The organism is Kitasatospora sp. NPDC059812, from assembly GCF_042732075.1.
Lineage (GTDB): Bacteria > Actinomycetota > Actinomycetes > Streptomycetales > Streptomycetaceae > Kitasatospora.
The window spans coordinates 1-2,454 of sequence record NZ_JBHWIO010000057.1; the positions used below are offsets into that span (position 1 = coordinate 1).

The 2,454-nt window shown below is 75.6% G+C and carries 2 protein-coding genes; one reads left to right on the forward strand and one right to left on the reverse strand.

From position 1 onward, the window contains the following. Positions 1-234: 234 nt before the first annotated feature. Complete coding sequence (locus tag ACFV6D_RS25440; RefSeq protein ID WP_380342849.1) at positions 235-1,323, reverse strand: ThiF family adenylyltransferase; 1,089 nt, start codon at positions 1,321-1,323, stop codon at positions 235-237. Between the two features lie 435 nt (positions 1,324-1,758). On the opposite strand from ACFV6D_RS25440, the gene ACFV6D_RS25445 reads away from it, so the two are divergent. After that, positions 1,759-2,304 carry a M48 family metallopeptidase gene (locus ACFV6D_RS25445; protein WP_244293373.1) on the forward strand — a complete coding sequence of 182 codons (546 nt, stop codon included), beginning with the start codon at positions 1,759-1,761 and terminating at the stop codon, positions 2,302-2,304. Positions 2,305-2,454: the final 150 nt, after the last annotated feature.

The window sequence follows — 2,454 nt, forward strand, 5'->3', positions numbered from 1 at the left end:
TGGGCTCACCTGGCCATGGGCTCACCTGGCCATGGGCTCACCTGGCCATGGGCTCACCTGGCCATGGGCTCACCTGGCCATGGGCTCACCTGGCCATGGGCTCACCTGGCCGGGCGCCGGCCCGGGCCGCCGTGGCGTGGGGCCGGGCGGCTGCCGAGCCTCGCAGCCGCCGGGCCTGCGCCCGGCAGGTTCCTCTCCTCGGCCGGGCCTGCGCCCGGCGGGTTCCTCTCCTCCTTACCTCGGTGGCTGCGGCTGCCAGAGGCACCCGCAGTCCGGATGTCCGCGCAGTCGCAGACGTCGTGGCATCCCTTCGCCGGCCGATACCTCGCACCACCCGTCCACGCTCGGCGGCCGCCCGCCGTCCAGGTGGATCTGGACGTGCAGTGCCGCCAGGCCGGCCACCATCGTGGCCAGGGCCGTGTCGCAGGCCGGGGTGCGCGCCCGGCCGGGCCCGCCGTCCGCCAGTTGGGCCAGGATCCGGGGCCAAGCGGCGTCCTCGTCCTCCCGGCGCAGGACCAGGCAGTGTCCGCAGGCTGACACCCCTGGCAGCACCAGGGGCCCGACCACCCCGAACTCCTCGACCACTCCGACGTACAGGTGCGGCACCCCGGCCCGGAGCAGCAGCCGGGCCTCGTACGTCCCGCCGGCGAACGCCCCGCTCCCGTCCCGGGGCGCGAGCACCACGAGGTCGGGCGGCGGCCCGTCGGGCTTTCGCCGGGGCACGGGCACCAGTGGTCGGCCCGACGCCCGTTGCACGGCCTCCCGGGCGGCCGTCAACCGCAGCCGCCCGACGTCCCCCGGCGGCAGTCCTGCCGGGGAGCAGTCCCCGGGGCGCACCCGGCCGCCGTCCACCACGGTGACCGTGCCCGCCCCACCGGCCGAGAGCACGGCCGCCACGGCGGCGCCCACCCGGCCCGCGCCGCGGACCTCGATCCGGGCGCCGGCCCGCCGGGCCAGGACCGCCGGTGCGGCGCCGGGGCCGGAGTGGACCAGGGACAGCGAGGCGAGGTCCGGCCCGAGCAGGTCCCGGTGGGGCTGGGGGAAGCGGGCCAGTGCGGTGCCGGTCGCCTCCGCGTCGTCCAGTAACCCGGTCTCCTCCAGGTCGGTCAGCAGTGCGTCGGCGGGCTCCCGGCCCAGGCCGAGCTGCTCGCCGGCCTCCAGCAGTTCGGGGCGCTCCCTGGTCCCGTCGACCAGGCCGAGGAAGTCGCAGAGGGTCTTGTCGGCCTGGCCGAGCACCCCGGCGTAGCGGGTGATGGTCCCGAACTGCAGGGTGTCGGAGTCCCGCCAGCTGCGGGACAGGGCGGGCTTCAGTACGAGGCGCACGGCGATCTCCCTTCCGATCGTTTCCGGACGGCTGACCGCAGCATGCCCCATCGCGCCGACGTCGCGCGCAAAGTTATCCACAGGATCGGGCTCATGATCACATCATCTGTTCGCAGACCCTGTGGATAACTGCCCATCCGCTCCGGCGCCAGTTTCCGGACACCCGCCGTCGACTTTTCGTTCCCGATCACTCCACGAAAGATTTCGGCCACGGCACCGGACTTCTGTCCGTGGTACCGGGTAACGTCGTGTGCCATGGCAGCCGAGCGGGACTCCCATCCACCGGCGTCGCGTCGGCGTGCCCGTGCAGCGTCCGGGTCGCAAGTGGCGGCGCCCGGCACGCGTGGGCGTCGGGACCAGGATCAGCAGGCGAGGCCCGCGTCGCCGCAGCACCCACCCGCCGCCGCGCCACCGGAGCCGCACGACCGCGGCCGGGTGGAAGTGCGCCGCAGCGCCCGCCGCAGCCGCACCGTCTCGGCCTACCGCGAGGGCGACCGCACGATCGTGCTGATCCCGGCCCGGATGTCGCACGCCGAGGAGCAGCGCTGGGTCGCGCAGATGCTGGAGAAGCTCGCCGCCCAGGAGAGCCGCCGGATCCTCGGCGACGACGCGCTGATGGACCGGGCCCGCGGGCTGTCGGCTGCCTACCTGGGCGATCGCGCCCGGCCCGCCCAGGTCCGCTGGGTCACCAACCAGAACTCGCGCTGGGGCTCGTGCACCCCCAGCGAGGGGACGATCCGCCTCTCCCACCGTCTGCAGGGCATGCCGGAGTACGTCCTCGACTACGTGCTGCTGCACGAGCTCGCCCACCTGCTGGTGCCGGACCACGGCCCGGCGTTCTGGGCCCTGCTGGAGGCCTACCCCCGGACCGAACGGGCCCGCGGCTACCTGGAGGGCGTGGTCTCGGCGGCCCGGCTGCCGCACATCCCCGGCGCCCGGCACGCCGACCGGGATGCCGATCCGGCCTGTTCCTGCGGCTGACGGCTTGACGCCCGGCCGGGAGGCGGCGGCGAGGAGAAAGACGCGGGGAACGACGCGGGGAACGAAAAGAGGGGGGGGGGGGGGGGGGCGCGCGCCCCCCCCCCCCCGCGGGGTGGTCCGGGGGGGCGGTGCCCCCCCGCGCCCCCCGCC